This window comes from Kitasatospora sp. NPDC096204 (genome assembly GCF_044763205.1).
Taxonomy (GTDB): domain Bacteria; phylum Actinomycetota; class Actinomycetes; order Streptomycetales; family Streptomycetaceae; genus Kitasatospora.
In genome coordinates, this window is record NZ_JBIWFT010000037.1 from 1 (window position 1) to 22369 (window position 22369).

The following is a 22369-nucleotide window of genomic DNA, read 5'->3' on the forward strand; positions in this document are numbered from 1 at the left end:
TGGGGCGCGGCGGGCCCGGGGGGGCGGCCGGGCGGGGGGGGGGCCGGCCCCCGGGCCCCCGCCCGGGGGCCCCCGGGGGGGGGGGGGGGGGCCCGCCCCCCCCCGCCCCCCCCCCACGCCGCCTCGCCGCGCGGCTTCGGCGCTGCCGCTCCCCCCGACACCCCGGCAAACCCGCCGATCCCCCCTGGCCACACCCTCCGGCGAGAGCGGTCCGCACAGGCCCCGGCGAGCCCCCACCCCGGGGACGTCGTGATCTCACGCTAACAAACCGCGTGGTTGGTTTGTCAATAGTGAAATCCATGAAACATCCACATTGTGACGAAGTGCCCGGCGATGGCCGAAGAGGCCTCTTACCAGGGATTTGTGGCCCTGCCCGGGTGTCCGACCGCGCTCCACCGCCCTCCCCGGGTGGGGGTGGGCGGAGGCGGGCACCGGATGGAATCCGACATTCCGAGCATCATGGCAGCACGCAGTGACACCGGACGGATGCCCAGCGCAGCCGGGTGAGGAGCGGCGCGGGCGGGCTCAGCGGAGCAGCCGGCGCTCCTTCGCCACCGCCACCGCGCCCGCCCGGGTGTCCACGCCCAACTTGTCGTAGATCCGGCCCAGGTGCGTCTTCACGGTGGCCTCGCTGATGAACAGCGCCCGGGCGATCTCCCGGTTGCCCAGCCCCTGAGCCAGCTGTTCGAGGATGTCCTGCTCGCGCTCGGTCAGCTGCGGCGAGGGCGCCCGCATCTGTGCCATCACCCGCGAGGCCACCGGCGGGGAGAGCACCGTCCGGCCCTGTGCGGCCGCGTGCACGGCGGCGAAGAGCTCCTCCGGGCGCTCGGCCTTCAGCAGGTAGCCGGTGGCGCCGGCGGCGATGGCCCGGGTGATGTCGGCGTCGGTGTCGTAGGTGGTGAGCACCAGGACGTGCGGCCCGCCCGGGGCGGCGGTGATCCGCCGGGTGGCCTCCACCCCGTCGATGCCGTCGCCGAGTTGGAGGTCCATCAGGACGACCTGGGGCGCCAGCCGGGCGGCCAGCGCGACGGCCTCCTCGCCCGTGCTCGCCTCGCCGACCACCTCGATGTCGCCGGCGCTCGCCAGCAGTGCCAACAGGCCCGCCCGCACCACGGCGTGGTCGTCGCAGACCAGCAGCCGGACGGGAGCCGTCCGGGCGGGAGTCGTGCGGACGGGACTCGTGCTCATGGCTGCTCCAGGGTCATCGCTGTTCCGGACCGGTCGGTGCTCCCGGGCTCATCGGTGCTCCGGGCCCGTCGCTGCGGGATCACCGCTGCTCCAGGGGCACCGTGGCGGAGACGACGGTGCCCTCACCGGGCGTGCTCTCCACGGTCAGCCTGCCACCCAGCTGCCGCAGCCGGGCACGCATGGCCGGCAGGCCGTACCCGCGCCGGCTCCCGCTCTCGCCCCCGCTCTCGCCCCCGGTCCCGCCCCCGGTGCCGACCGCGTCCGGGTCGAAGCCCCGCCCGTCGTCGGCCACGTCCAGCACGGCCTGGTCGCCGAGGAAGGACAGCGTGATCGCCGCGGCCGACGCCCCGGCGTGCTCGCGGACGTTGGCCAGCGCGCCCTGGGCGATCCGCAGCAGCGCGGACTGCGCGGCGGTGGGCAGCGGAACCGGCGTGCCGTCCAGGTGGAAGCGGACCGGCAGCCCGCTCTCGGCGGACTCCCGCTCGGCCAGCGCCCGCAGCGCCCGGTCGAGGGTGCGGCCGTCGGACAGCTCCACCGGGGCGAGGTCGTGGACGAAGCGGCGGGCCTCGGCCAGGTTCCGGGCGGCCACCTCGGCGGCGGTGCGGACATGGGTGCGGGCGGTCGCCGGGTGGGTGTCCCAGGTGCGCTCGGCGGCCTGGAGCAGCATCTGCTGGCTGGACAGGCCCTGCGCCAGGGTGTCGTGGATCTCCATCGCCAGCCGCTCGCGCTCGGCCAGGGTGCCCTCCCGCCGCTCGGTGGCGGCGAGTTCGCGCCGGGTGCGGACCAGGTCGGCGATCAGCGCGCGCTGCCGGGCGGCCTGCCGGGCCATGAAGAGGAAGACGCCGGTGGCGAGCGCGGCCACCGCGGGCGGCAGCAGGACGAGTGTGGCGTCGACGCCGCCGGGCAGCCGGATCTCGGCGATCACCACCAGCAGGGTCAGCGCGCCGACCAGCGGGATGGCCGCCTTCGCGGGCAGCGCCCGCAGCGCGGTGTAGACCAGCGGGACGGCGCACCAGGCGAAGCTCGGCGCGAGCAGCACCAGCACCACCCAGAGCGCCACCACCAGGGCCAGCGGCCACCGGCGGCGCCGGCCCGGGGCGGTCGGGCGGCGGTGGTCGAGCCAGGACCCGGCCGGTTGGGCGACCGCGAGGGCCGCGCTCAGCCCGATCACCCAGGGCGCCTGCGCGTTGCCGGAGTGGTGGCTGAGGTAGCGGTTGAGCGAGGCGGCGAGCAGCAGCAGGAAGGCGGAGTCCAGCAGCAGCGCGAGCCGGCCCGCGTCCGGATCGCCGGCGTCGGGCCCGAGGACGCCGCGACGGCCGGCACCGGTACGGCCCGCAGCGCGGCGGCCGGCGGTCGGGCGGGGCTGCTGCACGGGTGGCTCCTGGCTGAACGGGTGGTGCGCGCGCGGCCGGTGGGGTCCGTACCGGACGAAGGGCGGCCGCGCCGGCCGGCACGGCCCGTCGTACCGCTCGGTGCGGGCCCGGGCCGACGACAGCCGGATCCGCACCGACCTGCGTCGATCCCTCGATGGTGACCCGTCCGGCCCGGGCCCGCATCAGCCGATCGGTTGACGCCGCCGTCCACCATCATGCCCGGATGCCCGCGCCGGACCGTCGATGTGGCGGCCCCTGCCCCGGCCGGAGGATCGAAGCACGCCGCCGGACGATCCCCCCGACGGTCCGGCGGCCCCCGAACCCCCACCCGACCCCGCAGATCCGCTGAGGAGCTGGACCATGAAGAAGACCTCCGTGCGCACCCGGGTGCTGACCGGCACCGTCGTCGCCGCCGCGGTCGCCGCCGCCACCGTGGGCGCCGTCTCGGCCAGCGCCGAGTCCACCGACACCCCGGCCGTCCCGGCCGCGGCGAAGGCCGACACCCAGAACAAGAACCTGGCCCCGAGCAGCGGTCTGACCATCGACGCCGCCACCCGCGCCGCCCAGGCCGCCCTGGACGCGGCCACCAAGGCCGGCCAGCACGTGTCGGTCGCGGTCGTCGACCGTGACGGTGTCACCCGGGTGCTGCTGAAGGGCGACGGCGCCGGCCCGCAGGCCCCGGTCTCGGCCGAGCGCAAGGCCTTCACCGCGGTGTCCTGGAACGCCCCGACCTCGGAGCTGGCCAAGCGCCTGGCCCAGGCCCCGAACCTGAAGGACATCCCGGGCACCCTGTTCCTGGCCGGCGGTGCCCCGATCCAGTCGAAGGGCGCTCCGATCGCGGCCGTCGGTGTCGCGGGCGCGCCCAGCGGGGACCTGGACGAGCAGTTCGCGCAGGCGGGCGTCGCCGAGCTGGCGAAGTGACGCGAGCCCGGCCGGCGGCCCGCCCCGCGCGGGGGCAGGGGCCGCCCGGCCGGGCCAGGGTCTCGTTCGGGTGAACACAGGGAGGGGCGCCGCAGAACACGGGATGACCCTTCGAAAAGCCGGTGCCACTGTCAGTGGCGCGTGGCAGGCTTCCCGGTATGACGGCGTGGACCCTCAACGACATCGAACGTGCGATCCGCTCCTCCTGGGGTGTCGACACCTGTGCGCCCGAGGATCTGGCCCACTGGCGTCCCGACAATCCCGCCCGCGGCCAGTGCGGGGTGACGGCGATGGTGGTGCACGACCTGCTCGGCGGCGACCTCATGATGGGCGAGGTGTACGTCGACGGGGTGCGGACGGATCTCCACTGGTGGAACCGTTTCGCCACCGGCTTCGAGATCGACCTCACCCGCGAGCAGTTCGGGCCGGACGAGCTGGTCGGCCCCGGCCGTCCGGTCGCCCGCCCGGCCCGCCCCGGCCGCCTCCAGGCCCAGTACGAGCTGCTGCGCGGCCGGGTGGTCGCCGAGCTGGAGCGCGGCGCCGCCGCCGACCGCACCCGGGTGCCGGCCCGGGCCGCCCGGGCCGCCGCCGCCCGGGCCCGCGCCTGCGCCTGAGGCCGTGCCTGAGCCCGCGCCTGAGCCCGTGCCTGAGTCGTGACCCGGCCGCGGGTGCGCCGGGCGGTTCGGCAGCAGGTTCGGCGGCGGATTCGGTAGCCGGTCGGTTGCGGGTTCGACAGCCGGTGTCGTCCGGCCCGCAAGGCCCCCTGACGTACAGTCGGTCGCATACGAGCAGTGGCGACCAGGGGAGTGCGCGGATGAGCGGGCGGACGATCGGCTTCGTCGGGCTGGGCGGGATGGGGCGCGGCATGGCCGGCAGCCTGCTGCGGGCCGGCCACACGGTACGGGTCTGGAACCGCTCGCCCGAGCCGGTGGCCGCGATGGTGGCCGAGGGCGCGCAGGCGGCCGACTCGCTCGCCGAGGTGTTCGCCGCCGACACGGTGGTCTCCATGCTCGCCAACGACGCGGCGGTCGAGCAGCTGCTGCTCGACCCCGCGCTGCTGGCCGGCGCCGAGGCGACCCTGCACGTCAACATGGCCACCGTCTCGCTCGCCCTCGCCGAACGGGCCGAGGCGCTGCACGGCGAGCACGGCATCGGCTACGTCGCCGCCCCGGTGCTCGGCCGGCCGCCGGTCGCGGCGGCCGGGCGGCTGAACATCCTGGCCGCGGGCGCGCCCGACCTGCTGGAGCGGGCCGAGCCGCTGTTCGCCGCGATGGGCGAGCGCACCTGGTACTTCGGGGACAGCCCCCGGCAGGCCAACACGGCCAAGATCAGCACCAACTTCCTGATCGCCTGCGCGATCGAGTCGATGGCCGAGGCCTGCAGCCTGGCCGACGCGAACGGCGTCCGGCCGACCGAGCTGGTCGAGATGCTCACCGCCACGCTCTTCCCCGGGGCGATCTACGGCGGCTACGGCGCGATGGTGGCCGAACGCCGCTACGAGCCGGCCGGGTTCCGGCTGCCGCTCGGGCTCAAGGACGTCGGCCTCGCGCTGGAGGCGGGCGCCGCGCGCAACGTCCCGCTCCCGTTCGGCAGCATCCTGAGGGACGCCTTCCTGGACGCGCTCGCCCACGGCGACGGGGAGAAGGACTGGGCGGCCGTCGCCGCCGTCGCCCGCCGCCGGGCCGGACTGCCCGACTGAGCACCGTCCGGTCGCCCGCGCCAACCCCCGGTCGCTTCAAGGGGGTTGGCGCGGGCTCGGAATAAACCGACCTTCGATGGCCGCTCTCTCCTCCGTCCGTACCGCATTCACGACGGGGGAGTCATGATGGTCGATCAGTCGTCCGGCGCCGAGGCGCCGCGTCGTTTCCTGTTCCTCGACGCCAGCGCGCGCACCGACGGGAACTCCGTCCGACTGGCCCGGCTGGCCGCCGAGGCGAGCCTGCCGTCCGGCGCCGAGCAGCACTGGCTGCGGCTGGAGGACCACCCGCTGCCGCCCTTCCGGGACCTGCGGCACACCGGGGACGGCGGCTACCCCGAGCCGGCCGGCCATGGGCGGGTCCTGCTGGACGCCACGCTCGCGGCCACCGACCTGGTCTTCGTCGCGCCGCTGTACTGGTACTCGCTGCCGACCAGCGCCAAGCTCTACCTCGACCACTGGTCGGCCTGGCTGCGGCTGCCCGGGGTGGACTTCCGCGCCCGGATGGGCGGCCGCACGCTCTGGGGCGTCACCGCACTCGCCGCCACCGAGGAGGACAAGGCCGAACCGCTGGTCGGCACCCTCCGGTTGACCGCCGAGTACATGGCGATGCGCTGGGGCGGAGTGCTGATCGGCAGCGGCAACCGTCCGGGCGAGGTGCTGGACGACGCGCGGGCGGTGATCGCGGCCAAGTCCTTCTTCGCGGGCTGAGTCCGGGCCCGGCCCGGGGTGAGTCCGGACTCGGACCGCCCCGAGCCCCCGCCCCGAGCGCCCGGCCCGAGCCCCGGGCGTACACCGCGGGCCGACCGTCGGCGGGCCACCAGCGGGCCGGGCGCGGCCGGGCCCGGCCGGGCGTCCACGCGCGTTCGCCCCCCCGCCGGAGGAGGCCCTGCGGTACCGTCCCACGGGGCGTGTACCCGTCACCGCGGCCGACTTCGAGTGAGGTGCAAAAGCCGTACGGATGGCCAGAGTTGGGCGATTCGGGCATCGATTTCCCCGGTCCTGGACGCAGCGTGCCACCCGGCTTCCGGACCGGTCGGATCGTTCGGTACTCTCCGTCGGACTTTCAGCTTCGCGGGGGGTACTGCGGCGTCTGCGGCCGCCCCCTCGCGCCCGGGCCTCGCCCGGACACTTCCGTGAGGTCTCCTTGTCCATACGTCGCAGTCTTGCCCTTGCCGGAGCCGCCGCGCTCGCGTCCTCGCTCGTGCTGGCGGGCGCCCAGAGCGCCATGGCCGTCGGCACCCCCGGCACCCCGTCCGCCGTCGCCTCCCAGGCCGACAAGGCGTCGCACGCGAGCCTCGACCTCTCGCTGAACAACGTGCCCGGCACCTTCATCGCCGGTGGTGACGCCCGCGAGTTCACCTTCAAGGTCGACAACCGGACGAAGCACGACTTCGTCTTCATCCCGCTGCTCAAGTTCAAGAGCAAGGCGGGCTCGCTCCAGGCGAAGGACCTCAAGGTCCAGTACCGGCTCCCCGGGGGCGAGTGGCAGACCGCCGTGGTCGCCCCCGACAAGAGCGGGGAGAAGAAGAACGACTCCGTCCTGATGATGCTCGGCACCCTCGACGCCGACGGCAACCCGGTCGGCGACGACCTGCTCGGGGTGAACCGCGGCAAGAACGTCCCGATCAAGGTCCGGGCGTCCTTCACCGACGGCTCCCCGCTCGGCCGGGCCGGCGTCGTCCCGGTCGTCTTCGCCGCCCAGCTCGACGACTCCAGCCACCAGCCGGTCGACAACGGCCACCTCAGCTGCGACGGCGGCGTGGGCTTCGTCATCAAGGCGCCGGGCGGCAAGCCGACCCCGACGCCCACCTCGTCGCACACCGGCAAGCCCAGCCCGACGCCGACCCAGACGGGCAAGCCCAGCCCGACCGCGAGCAGCTCCCCGTCGGCCACCGCGACCGCCACGCCGACCGAGAAGCCGACCGAGACGCCCACCGGCAAGCCGACCGAGACCCCGACCGAGAAGCCCACCGAGCAGCCGACCACCCCGGCCACCGGTTCGCCCTCCGGCTCGGCCACCGCCCCGGCCCCGGCCGAGAGCACCGGCGACACCGCGGGCCCGATCGACTTCCCGGTGGAGCCCCCGGTCATCACCCCGCCGCCGCTGACCCCGGCCGTGGTCGACAAGGCCAAGGCTGCCGCCGACGGCGCCGACAAGGCCCTGGCCCAGACCGGTGGCGGCGACAACACCACGGTCATCGCGGCCACCGGTGGTGCCGTCCTGGTCGCCGGTGTCGGCACCCTCGTGGTGCTGCGCCGCCGCAAGTCCGCGCAGCAGGGCTGACCCGAAGCGCTGCCGAGGCGCTGACCCGAAGCGCCGCCCCGAGCGCTGACCCGGGCGCGCCGACGAGAGCGCGCAGGCCCGGTGTCCCGTGCCGCCCGTGCCGCCCGCACCGTCCCGTCGGACGGATCCGCGGGCGGCACGGGCGGTTCTCATCCGTCACATAGGATGTCCGGCCGGAGGGGGGCGGAACGGCGGGGAGAGGACAGGTGCGGGTAGCACGCACGGCACGGACCACCACCGACTACGAGGCGACCACCGGGCGGATCGCCGGACTGCCGCTCCGCAGGCACCACGTCCTGCTGACCGCCTGGACGGTGCTCTGGTTCCTCCTGGTCGAGCCCAGCGGCGGCTTCTCGTGGCACTACCTGCGCCAGGGCGAGCAGCTGCTCTTCAGTGACCAGCCCGACGGCGGCCTGTCGCTCTACGCCCACCACCCGGAGCTCCAGATCGGCCCGGTCAGTCTGGCCGCGGCCAGGCTCACCGCCCCGTTCACGCCGCACACCGGCGAGCTGATCGCCGAGGCGGTGAGCGCCGGGCTGGGCCTGGTGATGCTGGTCCTGATCGGCCGCACCGCCGCCCTGTACTACCTCGGCACCGGGACCAACCACCGACGCCTCCAGCAGCGGCTGCTGATCGCCGGGCTGGCGTTCATCCCGATGTGGGTCGAGGTCTCGGTCCGCTTCGCGCACCTCGACGACGTCCTGGCGCTGTTCTTCACCACCCTCGCCGCGCACGCCCTGGCCCGCGGCAAGCCCGTCCAGGTCGCGGTCTTCCTGGCGCTGGCGGTCGATTCCAAACCCTGGGCGATCGCCTTCGCCCCGCTGATCCTGGCGCTGCCCCGGCCCGCCTGGCTGCGCACCGCGCTCTGGTTCTGCGCCCTGGTGGCGGTCGCCTGGCTGCCGTTCTACCTGGGCAACCTGGACACCATGGCGGCCGCCAAGTTCACCATCCCGAACCAGCCCGCCTCCGCGCTGCGCTGGTTCGGGGTCACCGACCCGGCCACCCCCTGGTGGGACCGGCCGACCCAGTTCGCGCTCGGCATCGGGCTCGGCTGCGTCGCCGTCTGGCGCGGCCGCTGGCCCGCCGTGGTGCTGCTGGGCGCGGACGCCCGCATCCTGCTCGACCCGAGCGTCTACACGTACTACACCGCCTCGATCCTGCTCGGCACCCTGCTCTGGGACGCGATCGGGCAGAAGCGGCTCGTCCCGTGGTGGAGCTGGATAGCGCTGGCCTCGCTGTACGGCGGCACGCTGCTCCTGCCGTCCGACGCGGCCCGCGGCTTCGTCCGGCTCGCCTTCGTGGTGGTCTCCGCCTCGTACGTGCTGCTCTGGCCCACCCAGCGGTCCCGTCGGCAGCGGACCGGCGCACCGGGCGACGGCGGCGGCCGCAGGGGTGGGCGGCGGCGCGAGCGGGTGCCGGTCGGCGCCGGGGGCTGAGGCGGGCGCGCCCGCGCCGGTACCACGGCTTGACCCTCACGCGACGTGAGGGACGAGGGTGGTGGTCAGCACCAGGGAGGAACTCCGATGACCAGTGAGGGCTACTCGGTCGGCGCCGTGGCGAAGATCGCCAAGGTGACCGTCCGCACCCTGCACCACTACGACGAGATCGGCCTGCTGTCCCCGGCCGGCCGTACCCGCTCCGGCTACCGCCGGTACGGGGACGCCGACCTCGACCGGCTGCAGCAGATCCTCTTCTACCGAGAACTCGGGTTCCCCCTGGAGGAGATCGCGGCGATCCTGGACGACGAGTCGGTCAGCCCGACCGAACACCTCCGGCGGCAGCACCGGCTGCTCACCGACCGGATCAGTCACCTCCAGGAGCTCGCCTCAGCCGTCGAACACGCCATGGAGGCACGGAGAATGGGCATTCAGCTGACCCCGGAGGAGAAGTTCGAAATCTTCGGCGAGGGCTACCGGGAGGAGTGGGAGCAGGAGGCCGAGCAGCGCTGGGGCGACACCGAGGCCTGGGCCGAGTCGCAGAGCCGCGCCGGCGGCTACTCCAAGGCCGACTGGCAGCGCATCCAGGCCGAGATGACCGGGATCAACGACCGCCTGGCCGAGGCGGTCGCCGCCGGCGAGCCCGCCGACGGCCCGGTGGCCACGGACCTCGCCGAGGAGCACCGCCAGCACATCTGCCGGAACTTCTACGACTGCACGTTCACCATGCACCGCGGCCTGGCCGGGCTGTACGTCTCCGACCCGCGCTGGACCGACACCTACGAGAAGCTCGCGCCCGGCCTGGCCCAGTGGCTGCACGACGCCATCCTCGCCAACGCGGACCTGCGCGAGGCCGACCCCGAGGCGAAGCGCGAGGCCTGACAGGGGGCGCGCCCGGGCCGTCGCGTGCTCAGGCCACTCCGCGCCCGAAGGAGCGCCGGTAGGCGGTCGGGGAGGTGCGCATCACCCGGCCGAAGTGGTGGCGGAAGGTCGCGGCGTTCTCGAAGCCGACCGCCGCGGCGATCTCCTCCACCGTCCCCTCCGGCGACTCCAGCAGCGCCAGACTGGCCGCGATGCGCTGGGTGACGACCCAGCGCATCGGGCTGGTCCCGGTGCGGGCGGTGAAGTGCCGCAGGTACGAGCGGTCCGACATCCGGGCGGCGCGGGCCAGTCGGGAGATGGTCAGCGGGGAGGACAGGTGGTCCAGCGCCCACTGCATGCTGCGGGCTATGCCGTCGTCGTCCTCCTCGACCGGGCGGACCGCCGCCTCGATGAACTGGGCCTGCCCGCCGTCCCGGTGCGGTGCCACCACGAAGCGCCGGGCCACCGTGTTCGCCACCTTGGCGCCGTGGTCCCGGCGGACCAGGTGCAGGCAGAGGTCGATGCCGGCCGCGCTGCCCGCGCTGGTCAGCACGTCGCCGTTGTCCACGTACAGCACGTCCGGGTTGACCCGCACCGCCGGGTGGCGCTGCTGGAGCAGCTCGGCGTACCGCCAGTGGGTGGTCGCCTCCCGGCCGTCCAGCAGCCCGGCGGCGGCCAGCGCGAAGGCGCCCCCGCAGATCGACACGATCCGGGCGCCGCGACCGTGCGCGGTGCGCAGCGCCTCGACCAGGGCGGGGGAGACGCCCCCGGCATCGCGGCCGGGAGGCGCCCCCACGCCGCCGAACACGTCGGGCACCCCGGGGACGACCACGGTGTCGGCGGCCGCCAGCTCGTCCAGCCCGTACGGGGCGGTCAGCGTGAAGCCGCCCACCGCGTCCAGCGGAGTCCCGGGCCGCTCGGCGCACACCTTCAGCCCGTACCAGGGCGCCGCCAGCAGGCCCGCCAGCTCGGGCCGCGCCAGCCCGAACACCTCGACCACCACGCCGAGTTCGAAGGTCGCCATGCCCGGGAAGGCGTACACCGCGACGTCGTGCACGGGCTCCGGGCGCCGGCCGATGGTGACGGACACCGGCCGCGACGCGGTGGGTGCGGCCGCGGCCGCACCCACGGCCGTACCGGTTCCGGCACCGACCGGGCCGTCGACGTTCTGCTCGGCCATGCGAACCCCCTGCTCACGGGTGGCGGAATGCCGGTGAGTGTAGCCGTCCGGACCCCCTCGGAATTTTCTTCGAACCCACCTGCAACCTCCGCTCCCGTCACACGTCCTTGACTACGGGGGCGGAGGGAACCCGGCCGAGGGCGGGCTGGGACGATCCCCCCGATCATGATCTTGATCAGGTGACCTGACGGAACGGCGGCCGCCGTCACCGTCCCGGGGGAAAGCGGAAACGCAGATGTCCATGGCCATCGGGCCGACCGCCGTGCAGTCAGGGGGACGCGGCTTCTCCGTCCGAGGAGTGGTCGCCGCGCTGTTCGGTGCGCAGGAGGTCGGCGAGCCGCTCGCCGGCGTCGTCACCGAACAGGACGCGAAGCAGCGCCGTTCCGGCTTCCGCCTGCTGCGCGGCGGCCGCAAGCCCACCGAGGACCGGCCCACCCTGACCGACCTCTACCACGCCCACCGGCTCGGTCTGGTCCGGATGGCGGTCCTGCTGGTCGACCACCAGGACCTGGCCGAGGACGTCGTCCAGGAGGCCTTCACCCAGCTCTACCAGCGCTACGGCGAGGAGCTGGACGACCTCGACAACGCGCTCGGCTACCTGCGCACGTCGGTGGTCAACGGCGCCCGTTCGATGCTGCGCCGGCGCAAGACCGCCCGCGAGTACGTGCCGCCGCACGTGGCCGACGCCCCGTCCGCCGAGGACCACGCGGTGCTCAACGACGAGCATCGCCGGGTGCTCGTGGCCCTGCAGGAGTTGACTCCCCGCCAGCGCGAGGTGCTGGTGCTGCGCTACTGGTCCGACATGTCGGAAGCGCAGATTGCCGAGACCCTGGGGCTCTCCCGGGGTGCCGTGAAGTCCACCGCCAGCCGCGCTCTGGACGCCTTGGAAAAGCACCTGGAGAAGGTTCGATGACCGAGAAGCTCCCCCGCCGCACGGGCGGCGACGGCGACGGGCCGGCCGAGACACCCACGGAACGGCTGCTCCGCGAGGCGTTGACGGCCCGCGCCTCCATGGTCACGGCGACCGGTCTGCGCCCGGCCGCTCCCCCGAAGAGCAGGATCCGCCGACTGCGCCCGGTGTACGCCGTCACCCTGCCGCTCGGTCTGGCCGCCGCCATGGCGGTCGGCGTGCTCACCTTCCACGGCGAGCCGGTCGCCCAGGACCAGGCCCCTCCGCCGGCCGCCACGCTGACCTCCGTGCCGAGCCCGACGCCCGAGCCGACCGAGGCCCCCAGCCCCACGCCCACCCCCACCGACCCGGGCACCCCCACCGGCGACGCCGAGACCGGGGTCCCGCTCGCCGACGGCGCCTCGTCACCCTCCGCCTCCATCACCGGCAGTCCCACGGGCGGCGGGGGCTCGTACAGCCTCCGTGGCGTCAAGTTCAAGGTCCCGGCGGGCTGGAAGGCCGTGCCGGTCGCGGCCGACCGGGTCTGTGTCCTGAGTCCGGGCGCGCCGACGGAGCCGCAGCAGGACTGGGCGGCGGCGAAGTGCGAGCCGTACGGCGTCCTGGTCGTGGCGTACAACAGCGCGGACGAACTCGACCTCGGCGGCCCCTGGCCGACGATGAACGACCTCGCCGCCCCCGACGGCTGGGGCCATCAGCCGAACTGCCCGATCTGGGGCCGGCCCTACTTCCCCGACAGCGGCTACTCCTCGATGGGCGCCCCGGTGCGGACCAAGTCCACGGTGGGCGGCAAGACGATCGACAAGACCCAGTGGAACGTCACCTGCAACCCGGGTGACAGCTTCACCGCCCAGCTGTGGGGCATGGGTTCGGACCAGGTCTTCGTGGTGGCGAACGGGCTCAAGAGCGACTACCAGGCGGGCCTGACGTCGATCGTCAACAGCCTGGACGTGAGCGGCCACAAGCCGCCGACCGGGGCCGCGCAGAGCGGCAAGGACATCGCCATCACCGTCGACGGCGGCATCGGCGCGGGGCAGAAGGTGTCCAACGACGGCACCCCGGTGACCTTCTCGGTGACCTACCGGAACACCGGCCAGAAGAGCTTCGCGAAGGTTCAGCCGCTGGTCTACACGAAGGAGTACGCCGGGACGCCGCCCAGCGAGATGGTCCTGATGAACCAGGGCAAGCTGGAGCGCCAGGACGGCGGTGGCTGGACGGCGCTCCCGCTGTCGATGGGCGGCGGCATGGACTACGCGATGGCTGCCGAGAGCGCCGCGTTCTCGCTCGCTCCGGGTGAGAGCAAGAAGGTGACGTACCGGATGACCCTTGACCCGGTGGACGGGCCCGGGACGATGCCGGTGGCCGTCCAGGTGACGCTGCCGTACTCCGGCACCGCGGGGCTGAACGTCCTGAACGAGCTGACCGTCCCGGTGACGGTCGTGAAGAAGTAGTCCCAGGCGGGACGTCAGTCCCAAGCGGGCCGTCGAGGCGCCGTGGCCGGGGTTCCCCCCTGGTCACGGCGCCTTTCGGCGTTCCGGGGCGGGTCGCGGGAAATTTCTTCGAATCCGGCTGCAACCCCCCGGCGGGATGGACGTCTATCAGGGTGAGAGGCGGGGAGAGCGAGCCGGCGGAGCCGGGGGGCTCGGGCCGGCTCCTCGGGGCGCGACAGTAGGCGCCCGCTCATCCGATCAAAACCATCAGCACCGTGTCCTTTGGGGGGACTGTCACATGAACGCGTCCGTTATCGCCCGTATTGCGAAGATCATCCCGCTGGCCGTCGTCGCCGCCGTCGGGGTCGCCGCCTGCGGCCCGACCAACGGCGGGTCGTCCGTCGCCGCCTCCGCCCCCACCCCCTCGGCCACCTCCTCGGCCACCCCCGGCGCGGGCGCTGTCCCGACCACCCCCGCCCCGGCCGCGCCCACCACCGAGACGCCGGCCGCCGCGCCCACCGTCGAGGCCCCGGCGGCGCAGGCCCCGGCCGCCGAGCCCACCGAGCCCGCCAAGGCCGCCGCGAAGGCCCCCGCCAAGCCGGCCACGAAGGCCCCGGCCAAGCCCGCCGCCGCCAAGCCCGGCGCGCCGCAGACCGCCCGGTCCGGCGGAAGCGGCATCGGGATCACCTTCAACGGCCTGAGTGAGGGCGCGCAGATCGAGCTGAACGAGCTGGTGACCTTCTCCGTCACCTGGAAGAACAACGACGCCACCGGCACCCGCGGCGTGGCCCCGGTGGTGGCGACCCAGCAGTACGAGGGCGCCCCCTGCGCGCGGCTGATCGACCTCGCCGACGGCACCCTGGAGCGCAAGGACGCCTCCGGCTGGAAGAAGCTGGACCACCTCAGCCAGGGCACCGGGATGGACTACGTGATCAACCGGAACGACGGGGCCTTCACGCTCGCCGCCGGCGAGAGCCGGACCATCGAGTACCGGATGCGGCTGTCCATGGCCAACCGCCCGGGCCGGCTCGCGATCGAGGCGGACGCCCCCGTGCCGAACTCCACGGACTATCAGGGCATCGCGAAGGCCGTGCTGAACGCGGCGGTCGTCGACCACCTCAGCCCGGAGGTGACCGGTGTGTCGAAGACGGGCCTCAAGGTCGGGACGGCCCCCGTCGAGTTCGGCTTCGAGGCCAACGCCCCGGGGGGCACCGCGAACCTGCACCCCGTGGTGGGCGTGTCGAGCGCCAAGTGGCTCGCGGCGGACGACTTCACGCTGGAGGCGAGGGTCGGCAGTGTGTGGAAGCCGGTCGAGGTGCAGGAGGACTGCGACGGTCTGACCGCGGTCCTCCCGACCGGGACGGAGAGCAACCGGTGGGGTGACACGGTCGAGTACACCTTCCGGATCACCATGAAGGAAGCCCCGAAGTACGACGTGGAGGTCCAGGTGGGCGCCCGGTCGAACGGCCACCAGTCCGCCTACTGGAACGTCTTCGGCGACCGGGCCTGACGGCCGGCCCGCACCCGAAGCCGAACGGCCCGGCCTCCCACTGCTCGGGAGGCCGGGCCCTTCACCGTTCCACGGCTCAGGCGAGCGAGGCCATCCAGGCCTCGACGTCCTCGGAGCTGCGGGGCAGGCCGGCCGAGAGGTTCTCGTTGCCGTCGGCGGTGACCAGGATGTCGTCCTCGATCCGGACGCCGATGCCGCGGTACTCCTCCGGCACGGTCAGGTCGTCCTGCTGGAAGTACAGGCCGGGCTCGACGGTCAGCACCATGCCGGGGACCAGCAGCGCGTCGACGTGCTCCTCGCGGCGCGAGTGGGCGCAGTCGTGGACGTCCAGGCCGAGCATGTGGCCGGTGCCGTGCAGGGTCCAGCGGCGCTGGAGACCGAGCTCCAGGACCTTCTCGACGTCGTACACCGAGGCGTCCAGCAGGCCCCAGGCGAGCAGCCGCTCGGCGAGGACGCGCTGCGAGGCCTCGTGGAAGTCGCGGAACCGGGCGCCGGGCTTCACCGCGGCGATGCCGGCCTCCTGGGCGTCGTACACGGCGTCGTAGATCCGGCGCTGCAGCTCGGTGAAGCGGCCGTTGATCGGCAGGCTGCGGGTGACGTCGGCGGTGTAGAGGGTGCTGGTCTCCACGCCCGCGTCCAGCAGCAGCAGCTCGCCGGGGCGCACCTCGCCGTCGTTGCGCACCCAGTGCAGGGTGGTGGCGTGCGGGCCGGCCGCGGCGATGGTGCCGTAGCCGACGTCGTTGCCCTCGACCCGGGCGCGGCGCCAGAAGGTGCCCTCGATCCAGCGCTCCGAGGTGGCGACGGCCTGGCCCAGCTCGCGGACCACGTCGGTGAAGCCCTTGACGGTGGCGTCGCAGGCGGCGCGCAGCTCGCCGATCTCCCACTCGTCCTTGACCAGCCGCAGGCCGCTCAGGAACTCCTTGAACTCGGCGTCCTTGTCGGCGTCCAGGGCGTCGGCCAGCGCGGCCTCCAGGGCGGCGTCGTAGCCGCGGACGATCCGGGTCGGCACGGTGGAGTCGGCGGCCTTCGCGGCCAGCTCCTCGGCGGCCTGCCGAACGTCCCGGGCGGGCAGGCCGAGCAGCTGCTCCTGCTCGCTCAGGCTGTGCCGGCGGCCGACCCACAGCTCGCCGTAGCCGTCCAGCCAGAACTCGCCGTTCTCGCGGTTCGAGCGGGGCAGCAGGTAGAGCGCGAACTCGTGGCCGGCCGCTCCGGTCGGCTCGCCGACCAGCACCGCGTCCTCGGTCTGGTCGCCGGTGAGGTGGACGTACTCGCTGGAGGCGCGGAACGCGTAGTCGGTGTCGTTGGAGCGGACCCGCAGGTTGCCCGCCGGGACGACCAGGCGCTCGCCGGGGTAGGCGGCGGACAGCGCGGCGCGGCGCTCGGCCGCGTACGGGGCCTGGGCGACCGGGACGAGGCCGTGCAGCTCGGTGTCGGCCCAGCCGGACTTCATCGAGGCGGCCAGCTCGTCGGAGATCTCGCCGTAGAGACCGTTCTTGCGGCCCTTGAACTGCTCGGGCTCCTCGCCGCCCTCGGCCTCGGGGTTCTCGGCCACCGCGGGGGTACGGTCCTCGGTCACGTGCAACGCCTCCTTGGGGGGTGGTACCGCCGCCCCTCGGGGGAGGTGTCGGATCGCGACACGCGCGGGCGGCCGTGCGTCCATGGTACGGACGTCCGGCCGCCCGCCCGCTTCGGGCTCGAACGGTCACTCGAAGCGGGCCGCCAGCAGCATCAGGTCGTCGGTGGCCGTGCCCGGGGTCTCCCGGTCCGGGCAGACCGCCAGCAGGTGGGCGCAGAGCCGGTCCGGGTCGATCCGCACGTCGCGCGGGGCGTCGGCGGCGGCCCTGCGCAGGTTGGCCTGCCCGGTGTGCAGGGTCGGCCCGCAGCGGCGGGCCAGGCCCTCGGTGTAGAGCAGCAGGGTGTCGCCGCGCTCGGCGGTGAACCCCACCCCGGGCGCCTCCCAGCAGGTCAGCATGCCGAGCGGGGCGGAGAGCGAGGTCTCCACGAACTCGGCGCCGTGCCGGCCGACCAGGACCGGCGGGCAGTGCCCGGCGCCGGCCAGGGTGATCCGGCGCTCCTCGGGCTCGACCCAGGCGTAGACGGCGGTCGCGGTGCGGGTCGGCTCGGTGGTCTTGAGCAGCAGCTCCAGGTCCCCCAGGACGGAGACCGGGTCCTCGCCCTCCAGCACCGCGTACGCCCGCAGCGCGGCCCGGACCCGGCCCATCGCGGCGGCCGCGCCGGGGGCGGAGCCGGGGCCCGCCCCGGGGCCGTCGCCGGAGACGGAGCCGACGGTGAGGCCGATGGTGCCGTCGGGCAGCGGGATCGCGTCGTACCAGTCGCTGCCGGAGGAGCGCTCCAGCCCGGCGGGGACCAGCCGGGCGGCCAGCCGCAGCCCGGCGGCCCGGGGGAGCCGGTCCGGCAGCAGTCCGCGGCGCAGCGCCTCGGTGGTGCGCGCGATCCGGTCCGTCTCCAGCTGCTTGGCGAGCAGCGGGGCGGCGATCTCGCAGTAGTGGCGGGCCAGTTCCCGCTGGCAGCCGGTCGGTTCGCCGGGCTCGTCGTAGAACCAGAGGGCGGCGGCGAGCGGGCCGTCCTCGTCGGTGGCGAGCGGCAGGCCGTAGGCGCCGCCGAGGCCGAGGTGGACGGCGAGTTCGCGCAGCCGGGCGCCGATGGCCGGGTCCTCGGCGAGGTCGCGGGAGTGCATGTGGGCGGGCCGGTCCAGTTCGCGCAGCAGCCGCGCCAGCAGGCTCTGCTCGGCCGGGACGGTCTCCAGGGCGCCGAGGCTGGCGCGGTCGAGGTTGAAGCCGACCGGCTGTCCGGGCCCGCCGCCGGGCCGCCTGGTGACCAGCATGCCGCGCCGGGCGCCGAGCAGGGCGGCGCCGGAGGCGAGGACGGTGTCCAGGGTGGCGGTCAGGCCGCGGGCGCGGGCCAGCCGCTCGGTGTGCTCGTGCAGGCTGGTGATATCGGACAGGCGTCCGGCCAAACGGTCCTGCACCACGGCGGACGGGGCCGTGCGGTCGTCCGCCGTGCCGTCCGGGGCGTCGACGGGGCCGGGCAGGTCCGGCAGGTCGAGGACGGTGAGCCCGCCTGCGCAGCCGGGTTCGCCCGGCTCGGCGGTCGTCGTCGACGGGACGGCCGTCGACGGGTGGGACTCGTTCATGCCGTCACTCCTGACGCGGTGCTACGTGCCATGCGAAACCCCCAGCTAGGCCAATGTGGAGCGAGCACGGCCAAAGGGCGTGTTTCGCCTCGATTCGCTACTACTCGTCATTGATCGACAGCAATGCCACCACTTCTACACAGGCCATTCGGGGCATGTCCAGATCCAGGACGACGCGGTGGCCCGTTCCACAGCCGGCGCGACCCGGTCGGGGGGCGTGCGGGGTTGGTCCGCGCGCCCGTGGAGCCCACAGGCATGGAGCGGGCCGCGAGCGGGCAGAACCGGGAGGACGGACCCGGGCGGCCGTCCGGATCGTATGTCCGTGCCGCCCGTGAGCCGGGCTGGCCGGAACTCTCTCACTCGTACGGTGGAACCAAGCGCGCCCGGGCGGCGTCCATCCGGTCGCGTACGGGATTCTCGTTCCAAGGGCTGTGCCGGTGCGCGGCCCTTCATGTCGTGCTCCACACCTGCTCCACGTCGCAGCCGCGCCGTCCGCCCCGCCGCCCCGCCCCGCCCCGCGCCGCCCGGGGCCCGCCGCGGCGGCCCGCACGGAGGATCCCGACGGACGCCGGTGGAGCGGAGCGAACCGAGCGGTCAGGGAAAGGAACGAGCGCCATGCGTGAGAACCCGAAGAGCCGGTCGGAGGAGCGTTCCGCCCGGTTGGCCGCGGCCCTGGCGGCCGCCGTCGACCACCGCTGGCCCGTGGTGCCGGGCACCGTGCTGTGCGACGGCCACTGCTCCTGTGGAGACCCGGACTGCACCGTCCCCGGCGCCCACCCGCACGACCCCTCGCTGCTGGCCGCCACCACGGACGCCCGGATGGTGCGCTGGTGGTGGGAGCGGCGGAGCCCGGACGCGCCGGTGCTGGCCGCCACCGGCTGCACCGTCTCGGCGGTCAGCCTGCCCGCGGAGGCCGGAGCCCGGGCACTGGTCTACCTGAGCGCGCTGCGCCTGCCGCTCGGACCGGTGCTGGCGATGCCGGGCCGCTACGCGCTGCTGGTGGCTCCGTACTCGCTGGACGCGCTCGGCGACATGCTCGCCCAACTCCCTTGGGTGCCTGGATCGTTGCGCTACCACGGGCCGGGCGGCTTCCTGCCGCTGCCGCCCGGTGGCGCGGCCGGGAGCGTGCGCTGGGTGCTGGCGCCGCGGCCGGGCGCGGGCGGCGGGGTCTGGCTGCCGCAGGTCGGGCCGCTGCTGGGGGAGTTGGTGGAGGCGACGGTCCGGCTGGACCGCGGACGCTCGGCCCACTGAGGCCGCGGCTCCGCGCGGGCGCTCCATCGGGGTGATCCATCGGGGTGATCCATGCGGGCGCTCCGAGGGGGCGCTCCGGAAAAACAAAAGATCCGACCGCTGGCGACGGGGGATGCACCAGCGGCCGGACTCTTTAGACAGTAACAAGGATCCGCGCTCGCGCCAATTTCCAAGACGCCCTCCACGCCCGGAAATTGCGCGTTCACCACGACAATGTGACGCGTATCACGCGGATCCTGCGCGCTTTAGTTCAGGGTGACCTGACGGTTCACCAGGTTCGCGCGGGCGCGCCGCTCCTCGGCGGTCAGCGGGGTCCCGTCGGCGAGCACGGAAGCGAGCCGCGCGGCGAACTCGGCGGCCGGCTTCTCGCAGTCGGCGGCGGTCATCTCGAGCGGGAGGTCCCACACCGGCACGGTCAGGCCGTGCGCGCGGAAGGAGCCGACCAGGCGGGTGTCCGGGCCGAGCGAGGCCTCCTCGGCCGCGTTCAGCCGGGCCAGCGCGTCCAGCAGCTGCTCCTCGGGCACGGTCATCACCCAGCGCAGGTGGTTCTTGTCCGGGGTGCCGCACCAGTAGGCGGAGTCCACGCCGGCGAGCTTCTCGGTCGGGATGGCCGAGGCGTTGGCGCGCTCCAGGGAGGCGGCGACCTCGCCGGTGGCGGCCTCGGCGTCCTCCAGCCAGAACTCGAAGCCGGTGTGCACGGCGGGCGTGAACTCGGCGGTGGTGTCCAGCAGGTCCTGCAGGCGGCGCCCGCCCGGGACGGTCCGGCGGGCCGGCACCGGGCTGCCCGGCTCGGTGGCCAGGGCCAGCTCCAGGGCGTCCGCGAGGTCGCGGCTGAGGTCGCCCGAGGCGGACTGGGTCTGCAGGCCGAGCAGGATCGAGCCGTCCTGGCGGCGCAGGGCCGGCCAGGCCAGCGGCAGCACGGTGGCGAGGGTCACCGACGGGACGTCACCGGCCGCGCCCTCGGCCACCCCGGCCGCCAGCGTCAGCGGCACCGTGGCGGCGGGCACCAGCTCACGCAGCGCCACCCAGTCGGCCTCGCCCGGCAGGCCCTCGAACGGGCGGTGCACCAGCTCCTGCACCGCGTGCGAGGCCTCGCGGCCGTGGCACGCCTTGTACCGGCGGCCGGAGCCGCAGGGGCAGTCCTCGCGGGCCCCGACCACGGGGATCTCGCCCGTGACGGCGGTGGTGGACTGGCGCTGCGGCGCCTTCTTGGCGGCCTTCTTGCCCATGCTGCGGCTCTCCCGGGAACGGTGGTCCTGTGTCCCGGGAAGCCTAACGACACATTCCCCGAGCCCGGCTCATGCGCTACGGGCATCGCCTCCGGTGCGCCGGGCGTGCCGGGCCCGGGCCGGCAGCGCCGCCCAGACCGTGACCTCTCCCGGGGCGTCGCGCACGCCCCAGTCGCTCGCCAGCTGGTCGACGATGCCCAGGCCGCGGCCGCCGCGCGAGGTCAGCGAGGGACTCGCGGGCAGCGGCCGGGTGGTCGCCCCGCCGTCCGTGACCTCCAGGGTGAGCACCCCGTCGGCGTGCATCTGCCAGCGGACCAGCACCCCGCCGTCCGGCTCGTCCGAGCCCTCGGCGGACTCCCGGCCGCCCGGCGCGGCGTGCGGCCGGGAGGGGACACCGACCAGGACCTGCCCGAGCACCTCGGCCCGGGAGCCGCGCCCCAGCGCCGGCAGCGGGCCGAGCGGACGGGCGTACCGACAGGCGTTGCTCAACAGCTCGGAAAGGATCAGAACAGCATCATCGATGACCGGTTCCGGTATCTGCCGGTCACCCAGATCTCGACGCAGTCGGCGCCGTGCGACCCCGACACTCGCTGGGCCGTGCGGCACTGCCATGGTCGATGAAGTCGGCACTTCACGCGCCACCATCAACGCCACCCCCGGACCTCCTTCAGCGTATGCCGAGGGAGAGATGCCCCTTGGTAATGCGTCGGAAACGAGCACTGGACGATCCCGCTCGCCCATTTCGAGCGCGGCGACCGACGGTCGACATCAGGTCATTCCGTGCTCACCCTCTGTCGCCCGGATGCAAGAATTCCGGCAATTTCGCGCAAGGAAGGTTTGACTGCTGACCAGAAGTGATCGGATCTGCCGGTATGGCCCCGGCCGGTCCTCGGTGCGTCGGCGGATCACCGGGGCGATCACCGGGCCGATCACCGGGCCGATCACCGGGGGATCGCCCGGCGATCAGTCGGCGACGATCCGGCGATGATCCCGCCGTCAGCGGCCGAGCTGCGCCAGCACCTCCGCGGGCCGGTTGGTGATGATCGCGGACACCCCGAGCTCCAGGCAGAGCTCGACGTCGGCCGGCTCGTCCACCGTCCACACGTGCACCTCGTGCCCCAGCTCGCGCAGCCGGGTCACCAGCTGCGGGCGGGCCCGCACCAGTTCGATGCCCGGGCCGGCGATCCGCGCCCCGCCCGGCAGCGGCGAGCCCGCGCGCAGCCGGCCGAGCAGCGGCAGGGTCCGCTCGAACAGGAAGACCCGCCGGTACTGCGGTGCGGCGGTGCCCACCCGGTCCAGCGCGATCGAGGAGAAGCTCATGATCCGGGCGGACGGGCGGCCGCCGTCCCGGGTCGCGCCGATCTTGAACCGCTCCAGCGTCCGCAGCAGTTCGGCCTCCACCCGGCCGCGGAAGCGCACCGGGTGCTTGGTCTCGATCGCCAGCTCCACCGGGCGGCCGCACTCCACCACCAGCTCCAGCAACCGCTCCAGCCGCAGCACGCCGCGCAGCTCGGGGTCGGTGCTGGGGCGGCCGGTCTTCCAGGCGCCGAAGTCGTACGCCTCCAGCTCGGCGAGGGTCATGGCCGAGACGGTGCCCCGGCCGTTGGAGACCCGGCCGATCCGGCGGTCGTGCACGCAGACCAGCGCGCCGTCGGCGGTGACCCGGACGTCGCACTCCAGCGCGTCCGCGCCCTCGTCGAGCGCGCGCCGGTAGGCCGCGAGGGTGTGCTCGGGCAGGGCGTGGGAGGAACCGCGGTGGGCGATCACCTGGACGGTCGGCACGGTGCGCGCCGCCGTCGAGGGCAGGTCTTGGCTGGTCACGGGCCCAACGATAGGTGGCGGAAGTGAAGCGCGGACAAAGACGGCCCCAACCTGTGGGGCCGTCTCCGCCGTGCTCTGCTGTGCTTCGCCGTGTTCTGCCTGGCCTCGCGTTCGGTCCGTTCCGT

19 protein-coding genes are annotated in these 22369 nt (G+C 74.3%); 11 read left to right on the plus strand and 8 right to left on the minus strand.

Annotated elements, in window-relative coordinates; all coding sequences use genetic code 11:
* Nucleotides 1-525: 525 nt before the first annotated feature.
* Both ACIQ87_RS31475 and ACIQ87_RS31480 read right to left on the minus strand, forming a co-directional pair.
* Nucleotides 526-1188 (minus strand): response regulator, encoded by a 663-nt coding sequence (locus ACIQ87_RS31475; RefSeq protein ID WP_402413338.1) that lies wholly within the window; start codon nt 1186-1188, stop codon nt 526-528.
* Between the two features lie 79 nt (nt 1189-1267).
* Nucleotides 1268-2560 carry a sensor histidine kinase gene (locus ACIQ87_RS31480; protein ID WP_402413341.1) on the minus strand — a complete coding sequence of 431 codons (1293 nt, stop codon included), beginning with the start codon at nt 2558-2560 and terminating at the stop codon, nt 1268-1270.
* Between the two features lie 361 nt (nt 2561-2921).
* On the opposite strand from ACIQ87_RS31480, the gene ACIQ87_RS31485 reads away from it, so the two are divergent.
* The 7 genes from ACIQ87_RS31485 (at nt 2922) to ACIQ87_RS31515 (ending at nt 9783) form a co-directional block, all read left to right on the plus strand.
* Nucleotides 2922-3482 carry a heme-binding protein gene (locus ACIQ87_RS31485; protein WP_392868506.1) on the plus strand — a complete coding sequence of 187 codons (561 nt, stop codon included), beginning with the start codon at nt 2922-2924 and terminating at the stop codon, nt 3480-3482.
* Between the two features lie 158 nt (nt 3483-3640).
* Nucleotides 3641-4096 carry a hypothetical protein gene (locus ACIQ87_RS31490; protein WP_402413345.1) on the plus strand — a complete coding sequence of 152 codons (456 nt, stop codon included), beginning with the start codon at nt 3641-3643 and terminating at the stop codon, nt 4094-4096.
* Nucleotides 4097-4221: 125 nt separating this feature from the next.
* A complete protein-coding gene (locus ACIQ87_RS31495; RefSeq protein WP_402413348.1) occupies nt 4222-5181 on the plus strand; it encodes an NAD(P)-dependent oxidoreductase in 960 nt (319 codons plus the stop codon).
* A gap of 123 nt (nt 5182-5304) precedes the next feature.
* Complete coding sequence (locus ACIQ87_RS31500; RefSeq protein ID WP_402413351.1) at nt 5305-5889, plus strand: flavodoxin family protein; 585 nt, start codon at nt 5305-5307, stop codon at nt 5887-5889.
* A 436-nt stretch (nt 5890-6325) separates the two neighbouring features.
* Nucleotides 6326-7465 carry an LPXTG cell wall anchor domain-containing protein gene (locus tag ACIQ87_RS31505; RefSeq protein WP_402413354.1) on the plus strand — a complete coding sequence of 380 codons (1140 nt, stop codon included), beginning with the start codon at nt 6326-6328 and terminating at the stop codon, nt 7463-7465.
* A 206-nt stretch (nt 7466-7671) separates the two neighbouring features.
* Complete coding sequence (locus tag ACIQ87_RS31510) at nt 7672-8901, plus strand: hypothetical protein (RefSeq protein ID WP_402413357.1); 1230 nt, start codon at nt 7672-7674, stop codon at nt 8899-8901.
* An 87-nt stretch (nt 8902-8988) separates the two neighbouring features.
* Nucleotides 8989-9783: a MerR family transcriptional regulator gene (locus ACIQ87_RS31515; protein WP_402413360.1), complete on the plus strand. Its 795-nt coding sequence runs from the start codon at nt 8989-8991 to the stop codon at nt 9781-9783.
* Nucleotides 9784-9811: 28 nt separating this feature from the next.
* Here the strand turns inward: ACIQ87_RS31515 and ACIQ87_RS31520 are convergent, their stop codons facing one another.
* Complete coding sequence (locus ACIQ87_RS31520; protein ID WP_402413363.1) at nt 9812-10942, minus strand: helix-turn-helix domain-containing protein; 1131 nt, start codon at nt 10940-10942, stop codon at nt 9812-9814.
* Nucleotides 10943-11177: 235 nt separating this feature from the next.
* Here ACIQ87_RS31520 and ACIQ87_RS31525 point away from each other — a divergent pair, with 235 nt between their 5' ends.
* The 3 genes from ACIQ87_RS31525 to ACIQ87_RS31535 all read left to right on the plus strand — a co-directional run bounded on the left by ACIQ87_RS31525 (nt 11178) and on the right by ACIQ87_RS31535 (nt 14789).
* Entirely contained in the window at nt 11178-11855 is a 678-nt protein-coding gene (locus ACIQ87_RS31525) for an RNA polymerase sigma factor (RefSeq protein ID WP_402413366.1), read from the plus strand.
* Entirely contained in the window at nt 11852-13300 is a 1449-nt protein-coding gene (locus ACIQ87_RS31530; protein ID WP_402413369.1) for a hypothetical protein, read from the plus strand. Before ACIQ87_RS31525 ends, ACIQ87_RS31530 begins: the two co-directional genes overlap by 4 nt.
* Nucleotides 13301-13577: 277 nt before the next feature.
* Nucleotides 13578-14789: a hypothetical protein gene (locus tag ACIQ87_RS31535; protein ID WP_402413372.1), complete on the plus strand. Its 1212-nt coding sequence runs from the start codon at nt 13578-13580 to the stop codon at nt 14787-14789.
* Between the two features lie 76 nt (nt 14790-14865).
* Here ACIQ87_RS31535 and ACIQ87_RS31540 read toward each other — a convergent pair whose 3' ends face one another.
* Complete coding sequence (locus ACIQ87_RS31540; RefSeq protein ID WP_402413375.1) at nt 14866-16365, minus strand: aminopeptidase P family protein; 1500 nt, start codon at nt 16363-16365, stop codon at nt 14866-14868.
* Nucleotides 16366-16491: 126 nt separating this feature from the next.
* Nucleotides 16492-17943: a PP2C family protein-serine/threonine phosphatase gene (locus ACIQ87_RS31545; RefSeq protein WP_402413378.1), complete on the minus strand. Its 1452-nt coding sequence runs from the start codon at nt 17941-17943 to the stop codon at nt 16492-16494.
* A gap of 615 nt (nt 17944-18558) precedes the next feature.
* On the opposite strand from ACIQ87_RS31545, the gene ACIQ87_RS31550 reads away from it, so the two are divergent.
* Entirely contained in the window at nt 18559-19194 is a 636-nt protein-coding gene (locus tag ACIQ87_RS31550) for a bifunctional DNA primase/polymerase (RefSeq protein WP_402413381.1), read from the plus strand.
* A 245-nt stretch (nt 19195-19439) separates the two neighbouring features.
* On the opposite strand, the gene ACIQ87_RS31555 is transcribed toward ACIQ87_RS31550, so the two are convergent.
* From ACIQ87_RS31555 to ACIQ87_RS31565, 3 genes are all read right to left on the minus strand, one after another.
* On the minus strand, nt 19440-20423 hold the full coding sequence (locus tag ACIQ87_RS31555) for a DUF5926 family protein (protein ID WP_402413384.1): 984 nt from the start codon (nt 20421-20423) through the stop codon (nt 19440-19442).
* A gap of 69 nt (nt 20424-20492) precedes the next feature.
* A complete protein-coding gene (locus tag ACIQ87_RS31560) occupies nt 20493-20912 on the minus strand; it encodes an ATP-binding protein (protein WP_402413387.1) in 420 nt (139 codons plus the stop codon).
* A 507-nt stretch (nt 20913-21419) separates the two neighbouring features.
* Nucleotides 21420-22244, minus strand: a complete 825-nt coding sequence (locus tag ACIQ87_RS31565; RefSeq protein ID WP_402413390.1) for a glycerophosphodiester phosphodiesterase — start codon at nt 22242-22244, stop codon at nt 21420-21422.
* Nucleotides 22245-22369: the final 125 nt, after the last annotated feature.